Below are 22,699 nucleotides of genomic sequence, written 5' to 3' on the forward strand. Positions count from 1 at the left end.
CGTAGCCCGTGCGCAAGACCTCAGGGAGCCTTCCGCTGGAAGTTGCTTCTGCGCCGCCGAACGGGCCGAGCGGAGCCGTCATTGCCATGGGTCGTCATCGCACGCGACGGACGCCGGGCGGCACCCACGCTTGGTCGAGCACCGATTGCATCGGCCAATAGAGCCGCAACATCAGCGAAAAACGACCCGACGGCGCCGGAAGCCAGTTCGACTCTTTGCCTTCGCCGGGCGATTCGTGCTGGATGTAGAGATCCAGCGAGCCATCGTCATTGTACTGAAGAGCGTTGCGCGGGCTGAGCGTATAGCGATTCAGTGGATTGTCGTAGAAAAAGAACCGCTCATTGTACATCGTCAGCGACCAGAACCCGTTCGCCTGGGGCAGCTCGCCGCTCGGAAAGTGCAGCACGTGCGCGTGGTCGCCCGAAAGCGGCCGGCCTTCGGCGTCGACATTGGTGAGCGGGTAGACGGCGTCTTGCGGAAGATTGGCACCGAGCCCGACATAGGTGACGTAGGCGCGTTGGAGGTAATCGGTACCGTAGGTGCCGGTCCTGAGAGAAAACGTCCAGCCGTTGACCTGCAACCCGGCGTTCGGGGCATGGGCCAGAATATCTCGGAGCGCGGCGTCGGGCACGCGGGAAAGGGCCTCGAGCTCTGCTGGGGTGAACCTCTGCGGGTCGAACACACGTCCTGGGACGATGCCGAGTTTCGCCAGATTCTCCACCATCGGAGCATCGGCGGCGGCCGGCGGGTTTTTCGCCATCGCGTCGGCGAGAATTTTCAAGAAGGACTGGGCTTCGAGCGCGTTGACCTGGTCCCGGACCGCCGTCGTCATATCGATCGAGGGGTCGACACGGCCTCGCGGTGGGATGTACTCCGTGCCCCAGGCGCTCAGCGGAACGAGCTTGTACTGATTCTGGAGGGCGTTCACGGCCGCGAAGTCTTTCTCCGTGCCGGTACTGTAGGTGCGGCCGATGATCCAGACGATGTTCGTCGGTGCCTCGATCTCGGTGACGCCGGCGGGAAGCTCGCCGTGCCAGCCGGGCCCCGTGATCGCATAGTCGTGTGCTTTGCCCCCCACGGTGCGCTTTCCCGGCGACGCGAACACGTTCGTCCAGGCGTCGAGCATCGGGAACAGATAGTAGCGATTCCCCATTTCGGGAACGCTCAGGATGTAGGGCTCTTTCGATAAATCCAGCCATGCCACGGAGTAGAGCGTATCGGCGTTGGGCGCAGTGACGTCCTGGAAACTCGCATCAGGGTATCTGCGAACATTCGCGAACCGACCCATCGGAGCACGTGTTTGCATGGGCTCGGCGACGTTCGTCATGACCCTTCGGGTCATTTCCATCGTGACCAGCGGGTAGCCATAAACATAAACTTCCTTGCCCAGCGCGAACACCTGGTCCGGGGTCAGAGACCCACCACCCTCTCCGAGCCCGGGCTCGAGACCCACCGCGGCAGACGACGTGAGAAGCGACGACAGCGCGACGACGGGAAAACATCGCGTAAACAACGTTGCCATGCGTCCATCCTCCTCGTCGACGGTTTGCAACGCGCATACCGAGGGGGCGATTTGGGGGATGATCGCGTGGCCGGAGTCGCTCGGGCGAAATTACAGGGGAGTTTGCATCCCCCGGACTCCGGGAAGATCGCCCTTGGGCTCCCGCTCCGAGGGGGTTCTCCGGAGCCGACGCCTACTCGAAAAAGGCGCAGTCGATCCCGCCGACCGTGAGCCCCCAGTCGTCTCCGATGTTCCAGCGGCGGAGCTCGGCGTCCATGATGCGGAGCGCCTCGTCGACGTGACGGAAATCGTGGACGCCCGAGCCGTCGTACTGCACCTGGCAAGCCTACCGTGGGGTTCGTGCCGACCAACTCCTGCTCTCCCAGCATGTTGGCCGGAGACCACGTCGTCGTTCCCCTCTCGGGAGAACTGTCACGCCATCGTTACGCTGTCACGATGCAATGACATCGAAGGGGGGCGAGCGTCACGCAAACGTTACAGTGCCCTCCTGGACGTACGGCTCCCGAGGAGATCCATCCCGTGTTTCGCGCTGGTATGAAGGGTGCAGTAGGGGCTCGCGATTGCCCACCGCCGTGGCCTGCGCCAATCCGGCGCTAAAGTCGTTCCATTCACTGTCGTTGCATTGAGGTTTCGCTGATGAACCGCAAGCTGAAGCATCTCTGTTCCTTGCTTGGTCTCGGGCTCGCGCTCGCGTCGCCTTCGGTGGCGCAGGCCTACCGCATCAAGTTGCCGTGGCGCGGCGACAGCCTCCCGGGAAACACCTTCATGACGTATACGCAAAGAGCGCACGGCAACTGTCCGCCGGAATGGCCTTACTGCGAGCTCGACATATGGGCGGAGCGCTGGGATTCGTCGCTCGGCGCATGGACGGAGTCCAAGACGCCCGGGCAGGCGACTCGAACCACGACGCCGTCGGATCACGTGACGTGGGACATGCCGATCTACTCGCCCGTGGATGGGGAGGTGATCGCCTGCTGGCGGCGCATGCCGGATGACGACCTGAGCGGGGACATGGTCAACTGTCCAGGTGGCGACCCCGGAAAGCTCTGTATGGATGCTGGTAACTTCGTCGCCATCCGGACGGAGGACGACAAGGTCGTCGTGCTAGCCCACTTGAAGCAGGACAGCATCAGCACGACGCTCTGCCCGAATCCCGATATGTACATTTACACCAACCCGCCCGCCTGCCCCGAGCTCGGGGACGGTTGGACGAAGATTGTCCCGGAGAGCGTCCTCACCACCCCCAGGACGATTCGCAAGGGTGATCCGGTCGGACGGATCGGTGACACCGGCCGGGCCGCGTGGCCGCACCTGCACATGCACGTCAAGCCGTACGACGAGACCAGCCTGGGTGAGCCCTGTGTCGGGCAGGCCGAGATGCTCGAGTTCGACGAGGGCTGGATGCAGTGGAAGGACAGTTCGTCGAATGCTGACAATGACGGGTGGTGGCAGATGGACGGCTCGGGCTGGTACTTCGGGGCCGGTCACCAAACCCTCTTGTGGAGTGACCCGCAGGGGATCCGCCGCGATTCGATCGACGTGAGCGTCGGCATCAGCTCGTCCGTCATGGTCACCACCGATCCATTCTATGACACGGTCCAGGGCGCCGCCGTCTACATCAACGCCGATCACAACCTGGAGGCCGTCGGCTACACGATTGAGTCCGACGACACCTTCACGCTGGGCACGACCGTGGAGAAGAGCACGGCCACGGCGGTCGACGCCGCGACAATCAATCCGACGGAGAAGGACTTCGTCGCCACCATCCGCAACGGCAACGGCAAGCTGCAGCTCGTTCCCTACGCCTTCGGGTTGAACAACAGCCTCGTCGAGGGCACCTTGGGCTACACCTCTTCCACCGACGTTACCCTCGTCAAGGCGACCACCGCCCCGAACCACGACGGCGTGACCGTGGCCCAGAGGAACACGAGCACCGGATATCTCCAGGTGACCAATTTCGGCGCGACGCAGGCGTTCACGAACCTGAGCGTCGACCTGCGTGGCTCGGCGATCTCCAGCTCGGCGATCAGTGACGTCGACATCGCCCGCGTGGTGGCGGGCAAGGCGCTGGGCGGCGATACCGGCACATTCAAGGGGGTCGTCACCGCCGAGCGCCGCGTCTCGGACAACGCCGTGGTCGTTCGCTCCTGGTCGATCAGCACCAATGGCTCGACCGTCTCCCAAGCCGGGAGCGTGGTCGCGTCGAAAGCTGGAGGCGGAACCCTCACGGCATCCGATGTCGACATCTCGGTCGTCGGCAACGCAGGTCGTGAATTCGCGGTCGTGTCGGCGCGCGAGGTGACGACCAACGATCTGTGGGTGCAAGTCTATCAGATCTCGAGCCTCGGCACGCTCACGCGCCTGTCGGAGTGGGACGCCGGGCCGATCTCCGCCCTCTCGTCGGTCAAGGTCGGTGATCGCGATGTGGCCGTCGGCGTGGTGACCGGCGGCATCCTGAGCGTGCTGTCGTTCAGCGTGGATGCGAACGGCATCGTCGGCCGCTCGGGCACGCGGGACGCCGGGGCGATCTCGGCCGTCGCCCTCGGCGCGACCCCGAGCTCCGAGCACCTCGTCGCCGCGGTGACCAACTCGGTCGGCAATGTCGAGCTGATCCACTACATCACGAATTACAGCACCGCACTCTGAGGTTTCGTGCTCGGGCGACGCAGAGGCCTTGCGTTCTCCCCGGCCCTGCGTCTCCATGAGAGACGTGATCGACCTCAAGACCCTCCCGAGCCACCTCCTCGAATGGCTCCTCGACCTCCCGCCCGCCGAGACGCGCGACATCGTCGTGGAGCGTGATCTCCGGGTGCCCATGCCCGACGGCACGGTCCTCCTCGCCGATCGGCATGCTCCGCGCGACGCCAAAAAGCGACCGCTGATCCTCGTCCGCTCCCCCTACGGGCGCACGGGCCCTCTCGGCGTGATGCTTGGCCGGCCCTTCGCCGAGCGCGGCTTCTCGGTCCTGATCCAGAGCTGCCGCGGCACCTTTGGTTCCGGCGGCGTGCTCGACCCCTTCCGCACCGAGAAGGACGACGGCATCGCCACCCTCGCCTGGCTGAAAGAGCAGCCCTGGTTCTCGGGCGAGATCGCCACCTTCGGCCCGAGCTACCTCGGCTTCGTGCAATGGGCGATCGCCCGCGACGCGGGCTCCATGCTCAAGGCCATGTCGCCCCAGATCACGCTTTCCAATTTCCGCGATTTCAAATATCCCGGCGAGACCTTCTCGCTGGATGCCATGCTGCGCTGGACACAGCTCGTCCATATCCAGGAAAAACCCCTCCACGAGCAGATGCTCACCCGGTTCGCCTCACGCCGCTCGTTCGAACGAGCCTTCGTGCACTTGCCGCTTTCCGAGGCGGATCGAATGGTCCTCGGTCACCGGGTCGGGTTTTTCCAGGACTGGCTCGAGCACAACGCTCCGGGCGACCCATGGTGGACGCCGGTGAACCATACCGACACCGTGGCCGAGGTGACGGCGCCCGCGCTTTTCATCGGCGGCTTCTACGATATCTTCCTGCCCTGGCAGCTTCAGGATTATGCCGCGCTCGTCGCGGCGGGCCAGAAGCCGTACCTCACCATCGGCCCCTGGTCCCATACGTCGAGGCCCCTCTTCAAGGAGAGCATTCGCGAGTCGCTCGCCTGGTTCCGCGCGCACATGCTCGGCGATCGCAGCCGCCTGCGCGAGGCGCCCGTGCGCATTTACGTGATGGGCGCGGACGAATGGCGCGAATACCCGACCTGGCCGCCGCCCGGCGTCCGCACGGAGCGTTATCATCTCCAGCCGAACCGCGGCCTCGCGCCCAAACCCCCCGCGGCGTCGTCGCCCGACCATTATCGCTACGATCCCGCCGACCCCACCCCGTCCGTGGGCGGCGCGCTCCTCAACGACGAGAGCGGGCCCCAGGACAACCGCGCCCTCGAAGCGCGGCGCGACGTATTGACCTACACGACCCCCCCGCTCGACCGGAACGTCGAGGTGATCGGCCCCGTGTCCGCCGAGCTCTTCGTGCAATCGAGCCTCCCGCACACCGATTTCTTCGTCCGGCTTTGTGATGTCGATCCTTCCGGCCGATCCGTGAACCTTTGCGATGGCATCCAGCGCCTCGTCCCCGGCCGCCCCGCGCCGCGGCCCGACGGCACGCTGGCCATCACGATCGAGCTCTGGCCCACCGCGCACCGCTTCCGCCGCGGCCACCGCATTCGTGTGCAGGTCTCGAGCGGCGCGCACCCGCGCTTCGCCCGCAATCCCGGCAGCGGAGAGCCGCTCGCCACTGCGACGCGGCTCCTCCCCGCGGACCAGACGGTGCATCACGATCCCGAGCGCCCCTCGGCAATCGTGCTCTCGGTGCTCGGCTGACGCACCCCGCGTCTGCGTCTACGACGCTCCCAGCTCGAAGAAATTCCGGATTCGAACGAAGAGATCCCGCTCCGCCTTCACGACGGACGGCGCGGCATCGCTCGCCACATCGACGCCCTCCCGCGCGGCCCGTAGCTCCTCGGCCCGCTGCGCGAGCACGGCGGCGAGCTCCCGGGCGAGCTCGGGGCGTTTTTCGATCACGCGTTGAAACGGTCCTTTTTCGAGCCGGAAGCATTCCACGTCGGTCTCGGCGACCACCGTCGCGAGCCGCGGCGTGCCCGTGAGCAGCGACATCTCGCCGAAGAAACTCCCGGGCCCGAGCTTCTTCACCGGGAGCTGCCGACCGTTTTCGGAGATGCGCACGAGGGCCGTGCCGTCCTCGATGAGATACACGCAATGCTGCTCGGCGTCACCCTGATGCGCGATGATCTCGCCGCGCGTGAACGGCGCGTATTTGAGCTGCTCGGCGAGCTCGGTCCGCTCCGCGTCCGAGAGCGTCTGGAAGAGCGGCACCATTTCCAGCAGTTGCTTGCGCCTCGAAAGGCGCTTCGCATGTTTCTGCGCCGCGCGGTTCGCCTCCTCGGTGACCAGGACCGACGCCGCGGGAATGGCGAGGTGCATGCCCGCGCGCTCCAGCGCGAAGAAGATCCGCGTGCGAACGTCGGAGTCGGTGGGCGTGTCCGCGTCGAGGTCGGTCAGCCAGTACCGCAATGCATAACGCCCGTAGGACTCGCCGAGGTCGAGGAGCACGCAGCTCGGCGCGGGGTCCTCCGCGACAAACGGCATCTTGGCGTTTTTCACGGCGTCCCGCACCACGTCGATGACGTCCGAGGGCTGGTACCGGAAATCCACGTTGAAATGGATGACGCGGCGCAGATACGAGGGTTTGCCCTGGCGGCGTCCGAAGACCGTCACCTGGGATTTCATGAGCACGTTGTTCGGCACGAGCACCGTCTCCCAGTTGCCCGTCTCGATCGCCGTGTATCGCCAGCGAATCTCCACGACGCGCCCGCTCACGTCGTTCACTTTGATGCGGTCGCCGACCTCGATGGAGTTGTCGAGCTGGAGCGCGAGGCCGCCGGCGACGTTGCCGATGACGTCCTGCAACGAGAAGCCGAGGATCGCGGTGAGCACAGCGCTCGTGGCGATGAGACCCGAGAGGTTGATGCCCGCGCGGCTCGTGATCGTTACCGCCGTGACGACCGAGAAGATGGCCACCATCACGTCCTCCACGATGCGCGGCGCGTGCAAGCGGAGGCGCGGGAGAATGACGTGGAAGAGGAGCACGGCCGTCGCGCCCACGAAGGCGACGCCGCCGAACACCGCCGCCGGGATGCGGATCTCGTCGACGAACGAAGAGCCCGCCACCGCGAGCGCCGCCGCCCCGAGGAGCGAGAGCAAGTGCATCGAGAGGAAGAAGCCGAGCGGCCGGAGCCGCGGCTCGGTCGACGCGGAGAACCTGCTCGCCACGAGCGCGATCACGAGCGCCGTGAGGAGCCAGAACGTGTGCGCAAGGAGCGCTTCCTTCCAGAGCGCGTAGAGGAAAGCCACGGGCGCACCCTACCAGCTCGCCGCTAAGCTCGCTGCTGCCCGCGCTCGATGTCGCTCCTCGCCTCCTCCCTCACCGTGCGCCTCTCGGGTCGCACCCTCCTCCACCGCGCCTCGCTCGAAGCGCGGCCGGGCGAGGTCCTCGCCGTCTTCGGCCCGAGCGGCGCCGGCAAGACTACGCTGTTCCGCGTGCTCGTCGGCGAGCTCGTTCCGCGGGAAGGAAAGGTCGTCCTCGCCGGCGAAGACGTGACGCGCCTCCCGCTGTACGAGCGCGCGCGCCGCGGCCTCGGCTACGTCCCGCAGACGCCGAGCGTGCTGCCCGATCTCTCGGTCCGCGACAACCTCGCCGTCTTCGAAGGCCTGACCCGACGCGCTCGCTCGCCCGGCGCGCCCGATACACTCGCGATCGCCCGTGAGCTCGGCCTCGACGGTCTCCTCGACATGCAGGCCGCGCGGCTCTCCGGCGGCGAGCGAAGGCGCCTGGAGATCACACGCGCGCTCACGGCCGCGCCGCGTGTCCTCGTTTGTGACGAGCCGTTCGCGGCCGTCGATCCGCTCGGTGCGACTCGTGTCGCTGAGAGGCTCCGTGCCCTCGCCGACGCCGGAGCTGCGGTCCTCGTCTCGGATCATCACGTCGACGCGGCCCTGCGCCTCTGCGATCGCGCCGTCCTCCTGCTCGACGGAGAGATCGCGCTCGAAGCCTCTCCCGAGGGTTTTCGAGCCCACCCGCTCGTGCACTCTCGTTATTCCGCGACGTGACCGCGAAATCTTGCGCGCGGGGATTGTCCGGGCGCCATCGTGGGTTTCGTCGAGGACATGTGGTGGCTCTGTAGCTCGATGGAAACGAGGCGTGGCCCGGCAAACGTAGTGGTCACGCCGAAGGCCATGGGCCGAGAGCCGGCATCGTTGCGACGCCCAAAGCGCATCTTATCCACGCACGTTGGCTCGACCTGCGGTGGTACGATGAGCGGTGGCGCTTGTGACGAGCGCACCTCTGGCGCTTCGCCCCGGAAGGAAAGGAAGGAAAGCCTTCGATGAACATCGCAATCACGTTCCGACACATGGTGGGCACGGACGCGGTGAAGCAGTACGCGCATGACAAGATTGCCAAGCTGCAAAGGTTCCTTCGTCAAGCGATGAATGCGCAAGTGACGTTGTCCGTCGAGGGCCTCGAACACATCGCGGACGTGAGAATCTCCTCGGGCAGCCAGCAGTTCCACGCCACGGTCCGCAGCCAGGACATGTACGCCTCGATCGACAAGGTCATCGACAAGCTGGACCGCCAGATCGAAGCGGACAAGACGGCAAGCATGGCGAAGAAACGCGGCGGGACGAGCGCGGCCGAGTTCGCGGCCGAGGCCCACGAGGCAGCCGAGGGGCGCGCCCGCGACTGAAGGCGAATTCCACTCTGTACGCCCTCGCCAGGCGAGCCTTTCCGTAGTAGGGCTCGGCCGTGCTTCCGCCGAGGCACGGGGGGGAACAGGCAACGATCGACTCGACGGCGCAGCAGAGCGTCGCGCGGGCGCCCCTCCGGCGGCCGCGCGGCGCAACAGGCGGCGCACGCCCCGCTCTCCCAACCCCCCCGGCACGATCATGGGTGTTCTCGAGATCCTGAGCGCGGACCACGTCTCGGTGGCCAACGAGGTCGAGGGCGTCGTCCGCTCCAAGCCCGAGGCGCTGCACCGCATCGCCGAGCTGCTCGCCCGCAACCTCATCCCCGTCACGCCGGTCGCGGAGATCGAGCGCGTGCTCGTCGAACGCGAAAAGCTCCAGTCGACCGGCGTGGGCAGCGGCGTGGCCATCCCCCACGGCGGGCTCGAAGGGCTCGATCGGCACGTGGGCGCGGTCCTGCTCTGTCCGCATCCGATCGACTTCGATGCGATCGATCGCGCGCCCGTGAGCATCCTCTTCGCCGTCGTCGGCCCGAAGCGCGCCGCCGGCGAGCACCTGAAGACCTTGGCGCGCGTGTCGCGCCTGCTCCGCGATGACGAGTTTCGCAAGCGCCTGCTGCTCGCGCCGAATGGCGCCGACGCGTTCGCGATCATCGCCGCCGAGGAGGGCAGGGGCCCGTGACGGAAGAGGTTCCGCGCAGCGTGCCCGCCCCGCGCCCCTCGATGAGCGTGCGTGCGCTGCTCGCTGATCCCGGGCTCGGCGTGGGGCTCGAGCTGCTCGCGGGCGAAGCGGGCCTCGATCGGAGCATCGAGTCGTCGCGTATCCAGAAGTCGGGCCTCGCGCTCGTGGGGCACTTCCACGGCATCGCCGCGTCGCGCATCCAGATCTTCGGACAGACCGAGCTCTCGTTTCTGCACACGCTCGAAGGCGAAGAGCGCGCGAAGAAGCTCCGCGATTTTTTCGCGCGTGATCTTTGCTGCGTGATCGTCACGCGTGCCTCGCGCGGCGAGGTCGAAGCCCCGGCGGAGGGCGGCTTCCCCGCCGTGCCGGAGCTCGTGGCCGCGGCCGAGGCGTCCGGGACGCCGCTGCTCCGCTCGGCGGAGCGATCGAGCGTGACCATCACGGCGCTGCACGCGCTGCTCGACGATCGTCTCGCGCCGCGCGTGCGCCTGCACGGCGTGCTCGTCGACGTCTTCGGCGTGGGCGTGCTGCTCGCCGGCCCAAGCGCGATCGGCAAGAGCGAGTGCGCGCTCGACCTCGTGATGCGGGGACATCGCCTCGTCGCCGACGACGTCGTCGAGTGCGACTACCGCCCGCCGGGCATGGTCTTCGGCGCGGCCGCGCACCTGCTCCGCTACCACCTCGAGGTGCGCGGGCTCGGCATCCTCAACGTGAAGGACCTCTTCGGCGTGACGGCGATCCGCGAGCGCAAGCGCATCGACGTGGTGATCAAGCTCGTCGAGTGGTCGAAGGACGTCGAGTATGACCGGCTCGGTCTCGAAGACCGGTACCACACGATCCTCGGCGTGAAGGTGCGCGAGCTCGTGCTCCCGGTGCGGCCGGGGCGCGACATGTCGACGATCATCGAGGTCGCGGCGCGGAACGAGCTGCTCAAGAACGCGGGGCACCACGCCGCGCGCGAGTTCTTCGGCAACCTCGAAGGCGCGCTCATGAGCGGAGGGAGGCGAGATCGATGAGCGACAAGAGCCGCGTCGTCGTGGTCACCGGGCTCTCGGGGGCCGGCAAGTCCACCGCGCTCCATGCCCTGGAAGACCTCGGCTACTTCTGCGTCGACAACCTCCCGACGTCCCTCGTGCCCTCCACGATCGAGGTCTGCGAGTCCGGCGGCATCCGCCGCATCGGCCTCGGCATCGACGTGCGCGCCTTGGCCTTCCTCGACGGCGCTTGCCCCACGCTCACGCGCATCGCCGAGGGCCGCGACATGGCCATCCTCTTCCTCGACGCGACCGACGAGGCGCTACTCCGTCGCTTCAACGAGACGCGCAGGCCGCACCCGCTCTCCGCGGCTGCGTCGCGCGCGCCCGGCAGCGCCGGCGGACTCGCCGTGCTCGACGGCGTGCACCTCGAGCGCGAGCGCCTCGCCCCGCTGCGCGCGCTCGCCACGATCGATCTCGACACGACGCGCCTCAGCGTGCACGAGCTGCGTCGCCAGATCATCGCGCACCTCGGACCGGGCAAGGCCGAGGCGCCGCGCATGTCCACGCGTTTCGTCTCGTTCGGATTCAAGTTTGGCGTCCCGGTCGATGCGGACCTGATCTTCGACGTGCGGTTCCTCGACAACCCGCATTTCGTCCCGGAGCTACGGCGGCTGCCCGGGAGCCACCCCGCGGTGCGAGATTTCGTCCTGCAGAGCCCCGAAGCGTCCGAGCTTCTCGAAAAGATCGAGTCGCTGCTCGTGTTCTCGCTCCCCCGATACGAGCGGGAAGGGAAGAGCTACCTGACCATCGGCATCGGCTGCACCGGAGGGCGCCATCGATCGGTGGCGCTCGCCGAGGTTTTGGCCGACAATCTACGAAGGAAGGTGGAGCTACCCATCTCGGTCGTGCATCGTGACGTCGGCAGGGCGGAGCACATCGCGCAGCCCGAGCCCGATCCATCTGCGCAAGACCGTGGCGTCACCGAAGGGGCGGAGGGGGCGCCGCGTCCCCCCGACGGCGGAGGGGGGAAGACGTGAGCAACGCGAGCGCGACGGGGCGGTTCACGATCGTCAACGTGCGCGGCTTGCACGCGCGAGCGGCCACGAAGCTCGTGCAGCTCGCCGGCAAGTACCCGTGCGAGATCACGGTCGCGGGGCCCGACGGGCAGGAGGCGAACGCGAAGAGCGTGATGGGCGTGCTCCTGCTCTGCGGCGGCATCGGCACCGTGCTCGAGGTGAAGGCGCGCGGCGAGGGCTCGGCAGAGGTCGTGGCGGCGATCGGAAAGCTCATCGCCGATCGCTTCGGAGAGCCCGAATGAACACGGAGCCTCCCTCGAAACCGACCGAGGTGCTTCGCGGCATCGCGGGCTCGCCCGGCGTCGCGATCGGCAAGGTCGTCGTCTTCGGCAAGAGCCGCGCGCCTTGCCCAAGGCGCACGATCGGCCCGGGGGAGATCGACACCGAGATCGCGCGCTTCGAGGAGGCCGTCGCGCGCGCGCAGCGCGACCTGCGCGAGATGTCGCAGCGCCTCACCGAGCGCAGCGCCGAGGCCTCCATCCTCGAAGCGTACGTGCTCATGACCGGTGACCCCGTGCTCGCCGAGGCCGTGCGTCACCAGATCCAGAAGGAGAAGCGCGCCGCGGAGTGGGCCGTCGCCGAGGCGTCCGACGTGATCGCCAAGCGGCTCGCGGCGCTCGACGATCCGTACCTGAGCGAGCGCAGCCACGACGTGCTCTTCATCGGCGATCGCATCTTGCGCGCCTTCGGCACGACCGTGCCCGAGCAGCAGCACGTCCGCCTCGAAGGCCCCTCGATCGTCGTCGCGCACGACCTCTCGCCCGCGGACACGGCGGCGATGATCAACCAGCCCGTCGTCGGCTTCGTGACCGAGGTCGGCACGCGGACGAGCCACACCGCGATCATGGCGCGCGCGCTGGAGATCCCTGCCGTCGTCGGCGTGACCGACGCGCTCGCGCGGATCTCGAGCGGCGACCTCGTCGTCGTCGACGGCCTGCGCGGCAGCGTCCTCGTGCGCCCGCAGCCGCGCGAGCTCGAAGAGGCGCGCGCCCGCGGCGAGCGGCACACCGCGCTCTCGCGTGAGCTCTCGATCTCTCGTGATCGCGAGGCGGCGACGCAGGACGGCGTGCGCGTCACGCTGCGCGCGAACGTCGAGCTCCCGGCCGAGGCGATCCTTGCCCGTGATCACGGCGCCGAGGGCATCGGCCTCTACCGCACCGAGTTCCTCTACATCGATCGATCGCTCCCGCCGACCGAGGATCAGCAATTCGAGATCTTCCGCGCCGTCGTGGAGACGATGCGTCCGATGCCCGTCACGCTGCGCACGTTCGACATCGGCGGCGACAAGTTCATCTCGAGCCTCAAGCTCCCGCCCGAGATGAACCCGATGCTCGGTTTGCGCGCCGTGCGCCTCGCGCTCTCGCAGCCCGAGGTCTTTCTCGAGCACCTGCGCGCGATGGTCCGGGCGAGCGCGTATGGCGAGGTGAAGATCATGATCCCCATGATCGCCAGCCTCTCCGAGCTCCGGCAGGTGCGCGTCCTCTTGGAGAAGGCGATCGAGCAGGTGAAGGCGCGTGGTTTGCCCTGCGCGGACGAGATCCCGCTCGGGATCATGGTCGAGGTGCCGGCGGCCGCGGTACTCGTCGATCTCTTCGCGCAGGAGGCGAGCTTCATGAGCCTCGGCACGAACGACCTCGTGCAGTACACGCTCGCCGTCGATCGCACGAGTCGCTCGCTCGCCTACCTCGCTTCCTCCTTCGATCCTGCGATCCTGCGACTCATCCGCAGCGTGGTGCGCGCGGGCGAGGGGTGGGCTTGTCCCGTCTCGATCTGCGGCGCGATGGCGAGTGATCCGCTCGCCGCGGTCCTCCTCGTGGGCCTCGGCATGCGTGACTTCTCGATGGAGGCGGCCGCGATTCCCGAGATCAAGGAGGCGCTCCGGCGTGTGACGCTCGTCGAGGCCGAGGCCGTCGCGCGGGAGGCCTTACGGTTCGGCACCTCCGACGAGGTCGAGCACTGCGTGGCCGAGGCGTTCGCGCCTCGCCTCTATGATCTTCTCACCGGCGAGCGTTGAAGGCATCCTCTCCTCTGGCCTGAAAAACCCGAGGAGCTCATGACCGCCATCACCTCGATCAACATCCAGACGCATCGCCTTCGCACGCACGTGCTCGTCAGCGGACCCGCGGACGGCGTGCCCGTCCTGTTCATCCACGGCAACTGCTCCTCCGCTCGTTTCTTCGAGCAGACGATGGCCGCGCTCCCGGCGAAGTTCCGCGCCATCGCGGCCGATCTTCGCGGCTACGGCGACTCCGAGCCCGCGCCCATCGACGCCACGCGTGGCCTGCGTGATTTCTCGGACGACCTCGCGGCGCTCCTCCAGCACGCGGAGCTCGGGATCAAGGGCAAGGTGCACGTCGTCGGCTGGTCGGTGGGCGGCGGCGTCGCGATGCAGCTCGCGATCGATCATCCGGAGCTCGTCGACAAGATCATCCTCGAGGCGCCGATGGCGCCGTACGGGTTCGGCGGGACGAAGGGCACGAGCGGCGAGCCGTGTTTCGCGGACTTCGCGGGCTCGGGCGGCGGCACGGCGAACCCCGAGTTCGCGCGGCGGTTGAAGGAGCGCGACGCCTCGGAGGAGAGCGCGTTCTCGCCGCGCAAGGTGATGAACGACTACTACTTCAAGCCGCCGTTCCGCGTGGAGAAGGACCGCGAGGAGTTCTTCGTCGCGGAGATCCTGAAGATGGTGGTCGACGACGATCACTACCCCGGCGACACGATCACCTCCCCGAACTGGCCCGCTGTCGCGCCCGGCACGCGCGGCGTGAACAACGCGCTCGCGCCGAAGTACGTGAACCTCTCGGGCTTCGCGAAGATCCCGCCCAAGCACGACGTCCTCTGGATCCGTGGCGACGGCGATCAGATCGTCAGCGACACGTCGCTCTTCGACTTCGGCTTCCTTGGCAAGCTCGGCGCGATCCCCGGTTGGCCGGGCGACGACGTCTACCCGGCGCAGCCCATGGTCTCGCAGACGCGCGCCGTGCTCGACGCCTACAAGGAGAACGGCGGCAGCTACCGGGAAGAAATCCTGCCGAATGTCGGACATTCGCCGCACATCGAGGCGCACGACACGTTCGTCTCGGAGCTCGTTCGTTTCTTCGGCTGACCGACTGGCGGGCCCGAGGGGGGGCGGGTTCTTTCGGGGGTCTCCGGGTCGTCTGTCAAAAAATGAGGTTAGGGCCTGAAAAACCGGGCGACGGACCAACCTCGCGTGGAACCGGTTTGGGTTTTTCGATCCGCACCTGCACGTGGCCCCGAAGAACGTGTTAGGTTTGTCGCGGGTCACGATGAAGCGCACGTCAGGCGAAACGCAGGCGCAGGGATCGAAGATGCGGGCGGCGGCTCGCGAGCGCGCGGGCATCACGAGCGGGCGGCCGGAGCCGTACGCCGGCAAGCTCGGGGCGCGGATGCGTGATCTCCGGCTCGAGCGAGGTCTGTCGCTCGCGAGTTTGCGCGAGGCGGGAGGTCTGACGCCGAGTCAGATGTCGAGCGCGGAGCGAGGGCGTGTGCGCGTGACGATGGGCACGGTCGTCGCGGTGGCGAAAGCGCTCGAGCTGCCGCCGTTCGTGCTCCTCGCCTTTCCCGACGAGGATCCGCTTTCGGCCGTGCTGGAGGAGATCCGGCAGGCGTACGGCGGCGATATGCGGCGCGTGAGCGCGGTGATCGAGGAGCGCACGAGCGGCATGCCCGGCAAGAAGCGCGGGCGCACATCGAAACGCTCGCTCCACGAGTAGAGCGAAAAGTCAAGAGAATCATGTCGGGGTCGTACCGAGACCTCCCCGCCGCCGGCGGGGGTGGTGTTGTGTGTGACCGACCCGCGTAGGGCCCGCTTGGCCCGACAACCGTCGACGCGCACCGTGGGCGTGGGGGCTCGGCACGGGTTTGCCCTGGAATCCCGCGTGGTTTGGCGTGTCCGGTGGTGGGCTCGGCGTGTTTCATGTGTCGAACCCGATTTTCATCTCGGGAAATGAATGGCCTCCACGTCGATTTTCGAAGTTCGAAAATGCGTTCGAACATTGGGAAAGGGCGCCCGACGTGGTAAGTGGGTTTGGCTTGGTTGATCCCATTGGGTCAATCGACCGGATTTTCGAAAACGGCAGCGAGCGGTCGATGGTCGATCGCATGCTTGGCAGGAAAAACGGTTTCCGAGGTGCAAACCCGTGCCTACACGTCGTATCCCGGACCCGATGGCCGCCCGCATCGGTGCTCGAATACGTGAGCTCCGGCGTGAGAAAAAAATGTCACTCGCGCAATTCGCAAAGGCGAGCGGGCTCTCCAAGGGTCACATCTCCAACCTCGAGAATGGCCTCGCCGTCATGAGCGTCAGCACGATTTACGCCGCGGCCGGGGCGCTCGGCGTGCCGCCGTTCCTCCTGTGCATGCGGGAGGAGGACGAACCCTTTACCCAGTACTTCGATAACCTCCTCCGCGAGGAGGACGGCGACCTGGGCCGCGCGGCCGAACGGTTCCGGGCGCTCTTCTTCGGCAAGCCGCCCCGGCGGGGGAGGGGACCGGGGTAGGGCCAAAATGCGGGCGCGGGTTGTCGGGACATGCGCGTTCTACGGGGACGTTGTGCCGGGCGAGGACGACATGGTAGAGTTCGTCCCACGCGAACACGGCCACGACGAACCGCCGCGTTTTGTCCTGATCTTCTCCGCGTCTCCGGCACGCCGGGGCGCACGTTCGAGGTGGAAAAAACATGCCCCGTCGTCCGACTCCCGAGCCCGTCGCCGCCAAGGTGGGGGCCCGAATCCGTGATCTTCGCCAGGAACGCGGCATGTCGCTCGCGGCCCTCGCCGATGAAAGTGGTCTGTCCAAGGGGCACATGTCGAGCGTGGAGCGCGGGCTCGTCCTGATCACGGTCGGGACCGTGGTCTCGGCTGCCAAGGCGCTCGGCGTGCCGCCCTTCGTGCTCCTCATGTTCCCCGAGGAAGAGCCGTTCGCCGCCGTGGTCGAGCACGTGCGCGCAAGCGAAGGCGGCGACACGGACAAGGCCGCCGCCGCGCTGCGCAAGCTCGTCTTTGGGCCGAACGGTCGCGCTCCGAAAACGGCCACGCCGACGAAGAACGCCGCCGCGAAGCCGAGCTCCGCGAAGGCGCCCGCGAAAGCCGCCACAAAGGCCGCGCCCGCGAAGGCCGCCGCTGCCGCCACACCCGTCGCTGCCACGCCGGCGCCCGCCGCAAAGGGCCGTCGCAAGCGCTGAACGCCCGGACAACCTCGGCGAGCCGCATGCCAAACCCGCGGCTCGCCCGAGCGTAGCCCCCGAACTTCGGGGAGGCTTGGGGGCGTAGCTCGGTTCCCGAGCGTAGCCCCCAAATGCCAATGAGGTTCTTCCCGTAAGACCCGTTTCGACTAGCTTCGCGGCGTCGGTACCGGCGTCTTTCGCGAGGCAGGCGGCACCGACGTGGGCGTCCGCGATGCACCCGTCGCCGCGTCCACGATACGCACGTCGAGCCCGAGCGCGTCCTTCAACATCCCGCACTTCGCCCCGACGGTCCACTCTTCGAGCGACCGGTCCTCCGTGCCCGAGAGCTCGAGCACCAGCGTATCGCCCTCGATGCGCCCGTTGACCCCGGCGACCTTGGCCCGGTGCTCCCGATCGAGCGCGTCCGCAACCCGCAGGATCGCGGCCATCGCTTTCACCTTCGCCCGATCCTCGCGCGAGAGCGTACGGAAGTTCTCGTGGTCGAGCTGCGGCGGGCTCTTGCGGTGATAACGCGCGACGTTGGCCACGATCTCGCGCTCCGCGGGCGACAGGCCCATCAGGTCGGCGTGCACGATGAGGTAGTAGCTGTGCTTGTGGTGTCCCTCGTACCGCACGAAGTCGCCGACGTCGTGCAGGAGCGCCGCCGCGTGGAGGAGGATGCGGTCGCGCGGGCTCATGCGGTGGCGCATGGCGAGCTCGTCGAAGAGGCGAGTCGCGAAGCGCGCCACGAGCAGGCCATGCGCCTCGTCGAAGTGGTAGCGGCGCCCGAGCCTTAGGCACGCCTCGCTCACCGCGGTCGCCTCGCCGCCGAAGTCGCGCGGCACGAAGTGCTGGCGCGCGAGGTCCACGAGCACGCCTTCCTTGAGCCCCACGCCCGGCGCCGTGATCGATTCTCGCCCGAAGGCTTCGGCGACCCGGCAGAGCACCGTGGCCGCGGGGACGATGGTGTCGGCGCGATCGGGCCGGAGTCCGTAAGCGGTCACGCGCTCGTCCACGCTCTTCGCGGAGAGCTCGTCGAGCAACCTTCGCATCGAGCGGACCTCGATCGCGCGGCCCTCGGGGAAGGCGATCGGCATCGGGCAGAGGTCGGCGAGCGTCTCGATGTTGCCGCCCGTGCCGATGACGACGTCGACGGGTCCGTCGGAGGCGTCCTCGATCTCGCGGAAGGCGTCAGCGCAAACGCGGTCGACGTACTCTTCGAGGAGCTTGCGGTGGCCGAGGTCGATCGGCCCGCGGCCTTCGAGGAACGCTTCGAGCAGACGGACGGTCCCGACGGGCAAGGAGCGCGAGTAGACGGGGAGGCGGCCTTCGAGCAGCGTGAGCTCCGTCGAGCCGCCGCCGATGTCGACGAGCAGCGAGCGCCGTGGCCCCATGGCGATGCGCTCGACGACGGCGAGCTGCACGAGGCGCGCTTCCTCGACGCCCTCGATGATCTCCACGTGCACGCGGCTCTCGCGCTCGGCGCGCTCGACGAAGAGGTCACCGTTTTGCGCCTCGCGCGCGGCGCTCGTGGCGACGGCGCGGTAGCGCTCGACCTTCGCCGCGTCCATGGCCGCGCGAAAGCGCTTCAGCGCCTCGCAGGCCGCGCCGATGACGCCGTTCTCGAGGCGGCCTTTGGTGAAGACGTCGTGCCCGAGCCGCACCGGCGCGCGGTCGACGAGCACGTCTCGGAAGGGATAAAACCGCGGTCCGTCGTCCGTGAGCAGGGGCGGGTCCACGTCGACCACGCGAAGCCGGATGGCGTTGGACCCGATGTCGATCGCCGCCAGGCGAGCCATGGCCGGGGTAGTAGCGGAGCGCGGCCTGGTTGGCTACTCTCATGGCGCTCATGGCTACCGTCTTGCGAAACATCTTGCCGATTGTCGCGACCGCCGTCCTCGGCACGGTCGCCCTCGGATGCGGACCCGAGCCGGTCCGCGCGCCGAACCCCACGAGGACCCTCGACGAGCGCCGCGCGATCGAGGTCATCCGCCGCGCCGTGGCCCAGGAAGGCGTGCAACCCGCGCCTGCCCGCGAGGTCGAGATGCGGAGCGGCAAGGCCCTGCGCGTCGACGTGAGCATCGAGGGTCACGAGTTCGGGATCGCGTACATTTCCGACGATGATCAGGACAAGCTCGGCGACGCGATCAAGCCGCCGAACGGTCCCGATGAAAAACTTCGGCTCGAGCGCGTCGGCGCCGACGGCGAGGTGCGCATCGTGCTGCTCTACCAGGCGAACTATCGCTACGACGATCTCGCCGGCGAGTCGCACGAGCTCACGACGATCACGGCCGAGCGCACGCTGACGCGTGACGTGCGCGACTTCATCACGTACGCGAAGACCAAGAAGTTCAAGTGAGCCTCGGCGACAAGATCGGAACCCTGGTGCAGAGCGAGTCCGAGCGCGCGGCCGGTCCGCGGCGCGCTCTGCTCGTGGGCAGCACGGCGCTGCTCGTCGGGCTCGGGCTCGTGGGCCTGCGCCCGAGCGACCCGAACGATACGAGCGTCATCGACATTGGCTCCGTCCTGACGCTGCTTGCGCTCTTCCTCATCATCGGCGCCATCCACACATACGGACGTCTCGGGCCCGACGAAGGCGAGAAGGGCAGCCGGGGCGGCTGACGGCAGATCGATTCGGGGCGCGCCGCACCTTCGTCTGCCCTGCTCGATGGGCTTGCGAAGCAAGCGCGCTTGGACCAGCATCGCGCGCATGCATCGTCCCAGCCGCCAGCACCAGCACCTGCTCGAGAAGATCGCCCGCAAGGAAGGCCGCGCCAAGGCGAAGAACCGCAAGCCCGGTACGCGCCTGAAGCAGTGGAAGAAGTGGGCCGAGGCCTACAAGGCCCTCGCCGCACAGGCTTAGTCCCGAAGGGGACGCCTCGCGTCCCCCTCTCGTCCGGGCAAAGCCCGGACGATTCACCCCCCGAGGCGAGCTCGCTGCGCGATCTCGCAGACGCACGGCTCGAGCGCCGCGCGTCGTCTCCGCAGGAAATACGTTCCCTTCCCGTCTTCATCCCCACCGCATCGTCGCGAGGCCGTTGCAACGAGGTGACTCGTCGTTGCACCCTCGCGGCTGATGCGCGCCTTGCTGTACGGAGGCCTCCTCGCCCTCGGGCTCACCCTCACCGGGTGCGCCGGATCCTGGGGATCTCCCGAGCGGAATCCGCGCGCTTCCGCCGCCCTCTCTCCGAGCTTCGCCGCGCTCGCCGCGAGCCCGAGCGACTTCGACGCCGAGCCGCGTCACGTCTCGGCCGCGCTCGCCGAGGCGGATCTCGACTTCGCGCTCGACGTCTTCGCCGACGCGTACGCCGCGCCCGAGGGCCACGCGCCCCTGCCGCCGCGCGCGCGCATCGACGAAGCGCGCCGCGTGATCCAGAGCCGCGCGACCTGGTCGCCGTTCGAGCTCGCGTTCCTCTTGCGGGATCTGCTCCGCGCCGACGACGGGCACCTCGCCTTCGGTCATGGCGGCGAAAAGCCGTTGCGGCTCCAAGCATTGCCGGCGCCCGCCGCGCCGCCGTCCGGTGCAGCGCCGCCCGTGGAGCTCGTCGAGGGCGAGGTCCCGGTCCTCGCGGTGCGCACGTTCGAAACGGCCGCGGCCGCGGCGCTCGCCACGTTGCCTCGGCTCGCCGCGCGCCTGCGCGAGGCGCCTGCCTTCGTCGTGGATCTGCGCGGCAACCACGGCGGAAACTACACCTTCGCCGAGCGCTTCCTGCTCGCGCTCGCGCAGGGGCCGATCCTCGCGCTCGGCACGCGCGAGGTCCAGTCCGTGACCGCGGCCCTCGGACGCGTGAACGCGGCGAAGCGGCGCCTCGCGCGTGGAGATGTCCCGCCGGCCGCGCGCGTGATGTTCCTCGACCACATCACGCGGCTCGAACGGCTCGCCGAGGATCTCGCCGCGCGCGGCGAAGGACGCGTGGAGATCGTTCGTGAGGGCGAGATCCTGCAAGGCACAGCGACCGCGCCGCTCGCGGGCCGCGGCGTGATCCTCGTCGATCGCGGATGCGCCTCGGCGTGCGAGATGTTCGTCGCGCTGGCGCGGCAAGTCCCGGGGCTCCTCGTCGCGGGCGAGCGCACGCGTGGCAGCATGGCGGTCGGTGAGGTCGCGTCGTTCGTGCTTCCGCGCTCGCGCCTTGTAGTCACGCTCGGCACGCGCGCCGTCGTGGATCCGCTCGGCGACTACGACGAGACGCGTGGGTTCGTCCCCGACCTCGATCTCGCTGGGCCCGACGTGCTCGTCGAGGCGCGACGCGTGGCCTCGCTCGCGCCCGCCTCCGCGTGGGCGGCGGCCCGCGCACGTGCGCCGTCTCTCGTCGATCGGCGCGCGCGCGAGTTCCGCGCCGAGGCCGCGGCGCTCCGATCGGGAACGAAAAAGCCGCGTTGACCTCCCTGGTGCCTCACGTATTCTCCCTTTTTACGCGCGTGCGAGCGTCACGCGCGAAGGCGGAGGGACCTGCATGCGTAAGGCGTCGGCGAACACAACGAAGGGAGCTCCTCGTGCGCTTGCGGCGGCGCTCTTCGTCGCGGTAGGCGTCTCCTCGCAGCTCGCCGCGGCGCAGGCGCCTGCGCCGCCGCCTCCGCCGCCGGCTGGATCGCCGGACACCTCGGCGCCGCCGCCTCCTCCTCCTGGGTATGCGCCCGCGACGCCGCAGGGCGCGCCGCTGCCGCCGCCGGGGTACGCGCCGCCGCCCGGGTATCCGCAAGGGTATCCGCCTGGGTATCCGCCGCCCGGCTACGCGCCGCCGCCCGGGTATCCGCCGGGGTATCCGCCGCCGGGGTACGCGCCGCCGCCGGGGTATGCGCCGCCGCCGGGGTACGGGCCGAACAGCTATGGATACGGCCCGCCTGGCGCTTCGCTCCCGACGACGCTCGCGTATGAGGAAGGGGATCCGATCCCGCCGGGCTACCGCGTCGACAGCCGCATTCGCAAGGGCCTCGTCATCGGCGGCGCCGTGACGTTCGGCGTCCCCTGGTTCTTCTCCGCGATGATCGCCTCGATCGGCGACAGCGTCTCGCGGAGCTCGGATCTCTGGCCGCTCTACATCCCGGCCGTCGGGCCCTTCGTCGCGATGGGCACGCTCGACTCCGAGGGCCCGGGCACCTTCTGGCTCGCGGTCGACGGTCTCGCGCAAACGGGCGGCATCGCGATGTTCATCGCCGGCCTCGTCGCCCAGGAGAAGCGGCTCGTCCGCTCCGAGGTCGAAGCCTCCGTGACCGTGGTGCCTCTCCGGTTTGGCCCGCATGGCGCAGGCCTGGGCCTCGTGGGGACGATGTGACGACGAGACGAACGATCCTTTGCGTCGGCGCCGTGCTGACGATCCTTGGTGCTGCAAATATCTCCCTGGCGCAGGACGCGCCGCCGCCTCCGCCGCCCGGAGCGTTGCAGCAGCAGCAGCCGACCCCCGGCGCGCTGCCGCAGCAGCCTCCGCCGCCGATGGGCGCGGCGCCGCAACAGCCGATGGCCGCGCCGCCGGGTTATCCGCCGCCCGGGTACTATCCGCCGGCGCCGATCTTCGGGCCCTCGCGTTTGCCGTACAAGGAAGGGGATCCGATCCCGCGCGGCTACGGCATCGAGACGAGGCCGCGTTACAAGATGGCGACCGCGGGCATCGCGACGTTCGCGCCGCTCTACGGGATGTCGGTCCTCTTCGCGGGCACCTTCGCGGGCAACGAGGGCCTCGCCTCCGGTTATTACACGTCGCTCTTCATCCCGGTCATCGGTCCCTTCGTCGCGATCGGCACCTCGGACGCCGAGAGCGTCGGCGTCTTCATGCTCATGCTCGACGGCCTCGGCCAGGCCACGGGCGCCGCGCTCTTCGTGGCGGGCATGCTCTCCGACGAGAAGTTCGTCTCGCGCACGCCCACCGCCTTCGATCCGCGCCCCGAGGTCATGGTCGGCCCGCGGGCCGCGACGCTCCGGTGGCATTTCTGAGCCGTGGATCGACGATGAAAGGGACTCCGTCG

23 protein-coding genes are annotated in these 22,699 nt (G+C 68.3%); 19 read left to right on the forward strand and 4 right to left on the reverse strand.

Annotation, left to right across the window (positions count from 1 at the left end; all coding sequences use genetic code 11):
- Nucleotides 1-94 precede the first annotated feature (94 nt).
- Together KEG57_RS33050 and KEG57_RS33055 are read right to left on the reverse strand one after the other, a co-directional pair.
- Nucleotides 95-1,522: a DUF1254 domain-containing protein gene (locus KEG57_RS33050; protein ID WP_272459181.1), complete on the reverse strand. Its 1,428-nt coding sequence runs from the start codon at nt 1,520-1,522 to the stop codon at nt 95-97.
- A gap of 172 nt (nt 1,523-1,694) precedes the next feature.
- On the reverse strand, nt 1,695-1,838 hold the full coding sequence (locus tag KEG57_RS33055) for a hypothetical protein (protein ID WP_272426152.1): 144 nt from the start codon (nt 1,836-1,838) through the stop codon (nt 1,695-1,697).
- A 320-nt stretch (nt 1,839-2,158) separates the two neighbouring features.
- Here KEG57_RS33055 and KEG57_RS33060 point away from each other — a divergent pair, with 320 nt between their 5' ends.
- The gene (locus KEG57_RS33060; protein ID WP_272426151.1) at nt 2,159-4,168 is read left to right on the forward strand and encodes a M23 family metallopeptidase; all 2,010 of its coding nucleotides are present in this window, start codon (nt 2,159-2,161) and stop codon (nt 4,166-4,168) included.
- Nucleotides 4,169-4,223: 55 nt separating this feature from the next.
- Nucleotides 4,224-5,882: a CocE/NonD family hydrolase gene (locus tag KEG57_RS33065; RefSeq protein WP_272459182.1), complete on the forward strand. Its 1,659-nt coding sequence runs from the start codon at nt 4,224-4,226 to the stop codon at nt 5,880-5,882.
- A gap of 18 nt (nt 5,883-5,900) precedes the next feature.
- Here the strand turns inward: KEG57_RS33065 and KEG57_RS33070 are convergent, their stop codons facing one another.
- Entirely contained in the window at nt 5,901-7,433 is a 1,533-nt protein-coding gene (locus KEG57_RS33070; RefSeq protein WP_272426147.1) for a mechanosensitive ion channel family protein, read from the reverse strand.
- Nucleotides 7,434-7,481: 48 nt separating this feature from the next.
- On the opposite strand from KEG57_RS33070, the gene KEG57_RS33075 reads away from it, so the two are divergent.
- The 11 genes from KEG57_RS33075 (at nt 7,482) to KEG57_RS33125 (ending at nt 16,756) form a co-directional block, all read left to right on the forward strand.
- Nucleotides 7,482-8,189: an ATP-binding cassette domain-containing protein gene (locus tag KEG57_RS33075; protein ID WP_272426145.1), complete on the forward strand. Its 708-nt coding sequence runs from the start codon at nt 7,482-7,484 to the stop codon at nt 8,187-8,189.
- Nucleotides 8,190-8,464: 275 nt separating this feature from the next.
- Nucleotides 8,465-8,824, forward strand: a complete 360-nt coding sequence (hpf, locus tag KEG57_RS33080) for a ribosome hibernation-promoting factor, HPF/YfiA family (protein WP_272426144.1) — start codon at nt 8,465-8,467, stop codon at nt 8,822-8,824.
- A 199-nt stretch (nt 8,825-9,023) separates the two neighbouring features.
- Nucleotides 9,024-9,503, forward strand: coding sequence for a PTS sugar transporter subunit IIA (locus tag KEG57_RS33085; protein WP_272426143.1), 480 nt, complete (start codon nt 9,024-9,026; stop codon nt 9,501-9,503).
- On the forward strand, nt 9,500-10,519 hold the full coding sequence (gene hprK, locus KEG57_RS33090) for an HPr(Ser) kinase/phosphatase (RefSeq protein ID WP_272426142.1): 1,020 nt from the start codon (nt 9,500-9,502) through the stop codon (nt 10,517-10,519). Before KEG57_RS33085 ends, hprK begins: the two co-directional genes overlap by 4 nt.
- Entirely contained in the window at nt 10,516-11,517 is a 1,002-nt protein-coding gene (gene rapZ, locus KEG57_RS33095; protein ID WP_272426141.1) for an RNase adapter RapZ, read from the forward strand. The genes hprK and rapZ overlap by 4 nt, the downstream gene beginning before the upstream one ends.
- A complete protein-coding gene (locus KEG57_RS33100; protein WP_272426140.1) occupies nt 11,514-11,798 on the forward strand; it encodes an HPr family phosphocarrier protein in 285 nt (94 codons plus the stop codon). Before rapZ ends, KEG57_RS33100 begins: the two co-directional genes overlap by 4 nt.
- Nucleotides 11,795-13,570: a phosphoenolpyruvate--protein phosphotransferase gene (gene ptsP / locus KEG57_RS33105; RefSeq protein WP_272426138.1), complete on the forward strand. Its 1,776-nt coding sequence runs from the start codon at nt 11,795-11,797 to the stop codon at nt 13,568-13,570. Before KEG57_RS33100 ends, ptsP begins: the two co-directional genes overlap by 4 nt.
- Nucleotides 13,571-13,609: 39 nt before the next feature.
- Nucleotides 13,610-14,659, forward strand: a complete 1,050-nt coding sequence (locus KEG57_RS33110; protein ID WP_272426137.1) for an alpha/beta fold hydrolase — start codon at nt 13,610-13,612, stop codon at nt 14,657-14,659.
- A 181-nt stretch (nt 14,660-14,840) separates the two neighbouring features.
- Nucleotides 14,841-15,287 (forward strand): helix-turn-helix domain-containing protein, encoded by a 447-nt coding sequence (locus KEG57_RS33115; RefSeq protein ID WP_272426135.1) that lies wholly within the window; start codon nt 14,841-14,843, stop codon nt 15,285-15,287.
- Between the two features lie 453 nt (nt 15,288-15,740).
- Nucleotides 15,741-16,073, forward strand: coding sequence for a helix-turn-helix domain-containing protein (locus KEG57_RS33120; protein ID WP_272426181.1), 333 nt, complete (start codon nt 15,741-15,743; stop codon nt 16,071-16,073).
- Between the two features lie 179 nt (nt 16,074-16,252).
- Nucleotides 16,253-16,756 carry a helix-turn-helix domain-containing protein gene (locus KEG57_RS33125; protein WP_272426134.1) on the forward strand — a complete coding sequence of 168 codons (504 nt, stop codon included), beginning with the start codon at nt 16,253-16,255 and terminating at the stop codon, nt 16,754-16,756.
- Between the two features lie 149 nt (nt 16,757-16,905).
- Here the strand turns inward: KEG57_RS33125 and KEG57_RS33130 are convergent, their stop codons facing one another.
- Nucleotides 16,906-18,537, reverse strand: a complete 1,632-nt coding sequence (locus tag KEG57_RS33130) for a Ppx/GppA phosphatase family protein (RefSeq protein WP_272426133.1) — start codon at nt 18,535-18,537, stop codon at nt 16,906-16,908.
- A 50-nt stretch (nt 18,538-18,587) separates the two neighbouring features.
- On the opposite strand from KEG57_RS33130, the gene KEG57_RS33135 reads away from it, so the two are divergent.
- The 6 genes from KEG57_RS33135 to KEG57_RS33160 all read left to right on the forward strand — a co-directional run bounded on the left by KEG57_RS33135 (nt 18,588) and on the right by KEG57_RS33160 (nt 22,667).
- Nucleotides 18,588-19,097 (forward strand): hypothetical protein, encoded by a 510-nt coding sequence (locus KEG57_RS33135; protein WP_272426130.1) that lies wholly within the window; start codon nt 18,588-18,590, stop codon nt 19,095-19,097.
- Nucleotides 19,094-19,360 carry a hypothetical protein gene (locus tag KEG57_RS33140; RefSeq protein ID WP_272426129.1) on the forward strand — a complete coding sequence of 89 codons (267 nt, stop codon included), beginning with the start codon at nt 19,094-19,096 and terminating at the stop codon, nt 19,358-19,360. Before KEG57_RS33135 ends, KEG57_RS33140 begins: the two co-directional genes overlap by 4 nt.
- 88 nt (nt 19,361-19,448) lie before the next feature.
- Entirely contained in the window at nt 19,449-19,601 is a 153-nt protein-coding gene (locus KEG57_RS33145) for a hypothetical protein (RefSeq protein ID WP_272426127.1), read from the forward strand.
- A gap of 213 nt (nt 19,602-19,814) precedes the next feature.
- Nucleotides 19,815-21,119 (forward strand): S41 family peptidase, encoded by a 1,305-nt coding sequence (locus KEG57_RS33150; RefSeq protein WP_272426125.1) that lies wholly within the window; start codon nt 19,815-19,817, stop codon nt 21,117-21,119.
- Between the two features lie 73 nt (nt 21,120-21,192).
- Nucleotides 21,193-22,011 carry a hypothetical protein gene (locus tag KEG57_RS33155; RefSeq protein ID WP_272426124.1) on the forward strand — a complete coding sequence of 273 codons (819 nt, stop codon included), beginning with the start codon at nt 21,193-21,195 and terminating at the stop codon, nt 22,009-22,011.
- Nucleotides 22,008-22,667 (forward strand): hypothetical protein, encoded by a 660-nt coding sequence (locus tag KEG57_RS33160; protein WP_272426123.1) that lies wholly within the window; start codon nt 22,008-22,010, stop codon nt 22,665-22,667. Before KEG57_RS33155 ends, KEG57_RS33160 begins: the two co-directional genes overlap by 4 nt.
- The last annotated feature ends 32 nt before the right edge of the window (nt 22,668-22,699 follow it).

The sequence above is a fragment of the Polyangium jinanense genome, from assembly GCF_028435365.1.

What these genes read in the sequence shown, in the direction of transcription:
- hpf (WP_272426144.1), top strand. Translation starts at nt 8,465, where the DNA reads ATGAACATCGCAATCACGTTCCGACACATGGTGGGCACGGACGCGGTG.
- KEG57_RS33075 (WP_272426145.1), top strand. Translation starts at nt 7,482, where the DNA reads ATGTCGCTCCTCGCCTCCTCCCTCACCGTGCGCCTCTCGGGTCGCACC.
- KEG57_RS33150 (WP_272426125.1), top strand. Translation starts at nt 19,815, where the DNA reads ATGCGCGCCTTGCTGTACGGAGGCCTCCTCGCCCTCGGGCTCACCCTC.
- KEG57_RS33115 (WP_272426135.1), top strand. Translation starts at nt 14,841, where the DNA reads ATGAAGCGCACGTCAGGCGAAACGCAGGCGCAGGGATCGAAGATGCGG.
- KEG57_RS33050 (WP_272459181.1), bottom strand. Translation starts at nt 1,522, where the DNA reads ATGGCAACGTTGTTTACGCGATGTTTTCCCGTCGTCGCGCTGTCGTCG.
- KEG57_RS33145 (WP_272426127.1), top strand. Translation starts at nt 19,449, where the DNA reads ATGCATCGTCCCAGCCGCCAGCACCAGCACCTGCTCGAGAAGATCGCC.
- KEG57_RS33125 (WP_272426134.1), top strand. Translation starts at nt 16,253, where the DNA reads ATGCCCCGTCGTCCGACTCCCGAGCCCGTCGCCGCCAAGGTGGGGGCC.
- KEG57_RS33085 (WP_272426143.1), top strand. Translation starts at nt 9,024, where the DNA reads ATGGGTGTTCTCGAGATCCTGAGCGCGGACCACGTCTCGGTGGCCAAC.
- KEG57_RS33120 (WP_272426181.1), top strand. Translation starts at nt 15,741, where the DNA reads ATGGCCGCCCGCATCGGTGCTCGAATACGTGAGCTCCGGCGTGAGAAA.
- KEG57_RS33135 (WP_272426130.1), top strand. Translation starts at nt 18,588, where the DNA reads ATGGCTACCGTCTTGCGAAACATCTTGCCGATTGTCGCGACCGCCGTC.
- KEG57_RS33060 (WP_272426151.1), top strand. Translation starts at nt 2,159, where the DNA reads ATGAACCGCAAGCTGAAGCATCTCTGTTCCTTGCTTGGTCTCGGGCTC.
- KEG57_RS33130 (WP_272426133.1), bottom strand. Translation starts at nt 18,537, where the DNA reads ATGGCTCGCCTGGCGGCGATCGACATCGGGTCCAACGCCATCCGGCTT.
- KEG57_RS33155 (WP_272426124.1), top strand. Translation starts at nt 21,193, where the DNA reads ATGCGTAAGGCGTCGGCGAACACAACGAAGGGAGCTCCTCGTGCGCTT.
- rapZ (WP_272426141.1), top strand. Translation starts at nt 10,516, where the DNA reads ATGAGCGACAAGAGCCGCGTCGTCGTGGTCACCGGGCTCTCGGGGGCC.
- ptsP (WP_272426138.1), top strand. Translation starts at nt 11,795, where the DNA reads ATGAACACGGAGCCTCCCTCGAAACCGACCGAGGTGCTTCGCGGCATC.
- KEG57_RS33065 (WP_272459182.1), top strand. Translation starts at nt 4,224, where the DNA reads ATGAGAGACGTGATCGACCTCAAGACCCTCCCGAGCCACCTCCTCGAA.
- KEG57_RS33110 (WP_272426137.1), top strand. Translation starts at nt 13,610, where the DNA reads ATGACCGCCATCACCTCGATCAACATCCAGACGCATCGCCTTCGCACG.